Here is a 3,125-nt window from a genome sequence, read left to right as displayed (position 1 = left end):
TAATAATCACCCATACTGGCCGTTTCTATCTGAGATCCAATTAGGAAACAAAGCCCCGGTGTTCCTCTGAGGTACAACTCCCCACTTTTATGTAGAACGAGCAAAACGTGATCTACATAGAAGGCCGTTACGCCAAATATTTGTTTTATAGACACTCGACCTAATTGTTCCAAGCGTCTAAAAGTATGTCTGAAAAGTTGAGCCATTATTTTCACTCGATAATCATAAAAAGTGTGATCTATTGTCCAAATGTAGCCAGCAGTGAATATGGCATAAGCCAAGTTAAAAAACAGACAATGCCATTAGGCATGCCGGTTATTTAAATTCTCGATCTGCCATATCAGTTTTGTAACAGACGGTCAAAATTAAGGGGGGTCACGAAGGCGGGAGAAATTGGTATGTATAGCATCGACACAAATGTATTTTTAATGGCGACGGGTTGTAACTTTCAATCGGATATTGGCGTTCGATTTCGTCAGATTGCTATTAGAAGTTTGCACAAGGTTAATGATGATATTCTTCAAGGAGGTGAGTCCAATCGAGCGCTCGCCCATAAAGTGAAAGGCATTGCGTTATCTTGCGGGGCTACAGAGGTTGCAAGAATTTGTCTTAAATTGGAGCACTACGACGCGGTAATCAATGAAAGTGCAGGAAAAAAGATTTTGATGGATGTGTCTAACGCCATGATTCAACTTTTTGACGCTTAAGTTGGAGGATATGAACGTGTCTTTTAAAAATAAAATCATTTTCACCAACGCAACAATACTGGTTCTATTTGTGGTGTTGCTTACGTACTCCGCTATCGAAATCGTTCAGGTTTCTTCACAAAACCAATTTGAAGAGATAAAGGAGAGCATTACGGGAAATAACAAAAAGCTTCTACTTACCTTTGTGAAAGCTCAAAGTGTAACCCTTGATAAAGAGGTCGAGCTGATCACTGAGGAAGTGGATCATGTGGCGATTGATTTTGCTCATGATTTTGTTAATGAATCGAAAAACGAGGCACTTCGTAATAAACAGCTGGCTTATATCAATACTAAGCTTAAGCCCTTTATCAAAAAGGTGCTTTTTATTGACACTGAACGCAACCAAGAAGTCTCTATCACCGAAAATGGTATTGTAAGCCGCTCTATTTCTGTCGATTTTAGTCGCATGATCCACTACAAGAATTTCTATATAGGGAAAGAAGTTAAAGTGGGGCACGTCACTAAGTTTGCCATTTATATCCGTCCAGAGCACTGGGATAACGCGTTACTCAAATTTGATTTAGATTTAGAGTATTTTTCTCGTTCACTGACTTTTGAAAATATGATCGATGAATTCCAATACCGTTATTTCTTAGTAGACGACAGCGGCAAGCTTATCGCGTCGAATCTACAACAGAATGTCGACCAATTGATGTCTGAAAGTGTTTTTGATGAACAAATTCAAAAGAGTGTCGGAAGCCATATCATGTCACATTACTTGGGTAGTTTTGTGGTAAGTGGCGAAAAAGGTGTTTTCAATGTCACTTTTGTTCAGAACCGTCAAACCGGTTGGAGGTTGATTTTAGTCACGCCAGAGCATGTGATTCGTTCCAGTTATGCGACCACCAAAGAGCTGGTTTTATCTGGTGATAACTCGTTGATCAAACGCCTGTTCTTTGCTTATATCCTTTTGCTTGGTCTGTTTTTAGCTATTAACTCAATCGCGGTGAATAAGATGCTGATACCTATTTCTAAATTGATCGCACAAGCTAAATATCTAAAGCAGCGTGATTTTAATAAATCCAGACATACTGTTTATAGTAATGGAGACGAAATTGAACAGCTTTCAAAGGCTTATTCTGAGGCTGGGATCCAGATTCAAAATTTGATTGAAGGGCTTGAATATGAAGTTGAAGAGCGAACGAAGCAGTACGAGATAGCAGCGCAAGAGGCGAGTGAGGCCAATAAACAGAAATCGGTGCTGCTTTCAAATGTGTCCCATGAGGTTCGCACGCCACTGAACGCGATTATTGGTTATACACATATGCTAAGCCATAGCAAAAACTTTGACGAATATCGCCATCAGCTGAACGGTATTTCGAGTGCGAGCAATACTATTTTAGGCATTGTGAATGACCTATTGGATTTTGAAAGAGTAAAAGCAGCAAGCTATTCATTAAACCCTAAATGCCTGTCAGTAATGAGTTTGATGCGCGAAATTGAAAATACGTTTTTTCCGCTTAGCGAGTCTAAACAATTGTCGCTTGATATTATATGCAATGTCGATGCTTCGACAACATTGATGATTGATGAGCTTCGTATTAAGCAAGCAATCAATAATATAGTTTCGAACGCATTGAAGTTTACAAACAAGGGAGGGGTGACAATAGAAGTTTCAACCGACGATAGAGCATTCAATATCTCCGTAAGCGATACTGGAGTCGGTATTCCCCAAGATAAATTGGATGCGGTGTTTAACGGCTTTGAACAGGTTAATCAAGAAGACCAACAGTTTGGTTTTGGCTTGGGCTTGGCGATAACTAAAACCATCGTAGAGTTAATGAAGGGTTCGTTGCGTGTTGAGAGTGTGCTCGGCACCGGTAGTACTTTTGTTATCTCACTCCCAGCTCAAGAAATTATGAATGTTCTTGAGTGTTCTAACGGTGTTGCTGAACAGGTATATAACGTTAGAGAGCGCTTAGACTGCACAAGTAAAAAAGCCTTGATCGTTGATGATGTTGAGTTCAACCGAGAAATTCTAGAGTTCCACTTAAACGAGCTAGGTTGTGAATGCATGACCGCGAATGATGGTTTGGAGGCTTTAGCACTCGCTTCTGAACATGACTTTGATGTTGTACTGACGGATATTTCAATGCCGGTTATGGATGGCATTGAGCTTGCTTCTGAGTTGGAAAAGCGTAAGCCATCGTTACCTATAATTGCCGTTACGGCACGAGCTACCATTCAAGAAGAGGCTCGAATGGACCAATACTTTTCGTGTTATCTAACCAAACCGCTCAACCCGAGCGATCTAAAGCTAAAGCTTCATTGCGCTTTATCAGGTGGTACTTGCTAACTTAGTTAAATACTCCTACCTATAACCTCAGGGCGGGATCGCACTTTGTTAACAAATATGATCTAATAGCGTCAAACCCTTAG

The 3,125-nt window shown here is 40.3% G+C and carries 3 protein-coding genes; 2 read left to right on the top strand and 1 reads right to left on the bottom strand.

Features of this window, described 5'->3' with window-relative positions:
* Nucleotides 1–206, bottom strand: a 206-nt coding sequence (locus tag AB6E52_RS22860; RefSeq protein WP_372189983.1) for a TfoX/Sxy family protein, incomplete at its 3' end; no start/stop codon positions are given.
* A 192-nt stretch (nucleotides 207–398) separates the two neighbouring features.
* On the opposite strand from AB6E52_RS22860, the gene AB6E52_RS22855 reads away from it, so the two are divergent.
* The gene (locus AB6E52_RS22855; RefSeq protein WP_017061719.1) at nucleotides 399–707 is read left to right on the top strand and encodes an Hpt domain-containing protein; all 309 of its coding nucleotides are present in this window, start codon (nucleotides 399–401) and stop codon (nucleotides 705–707) included.
* Nucleotides 708–717: 10 nt separating this feature from the next.
* Complete coding sequence (locus AB6E52_RS22850) at nucleotides 718–3,042, top strand: ATP-binding protein (RefSeq protein WP_102319993.1); 2,325 nt, start codon at nucleotides 718–720, stop codon at nucleotides 3,040–3,042.
* Nucleotides 3,043–3,125: the final 83 nt, after the last annotated feature.

The organism is Vibrio sp. 10N.247.311.13, assembly GCF_041467595.1.
Lineage (GTDB): Bacteria > Pseudomonadota > Gammaproteobacteria > Enterobacterales > Vibrionaceae > Vibrio > Vibrio crassostreae_C.
Note: the sequence above shows the minus strand (reverse complement) of the source record. Positions and strands in the feature narration are given on the sequence as shown.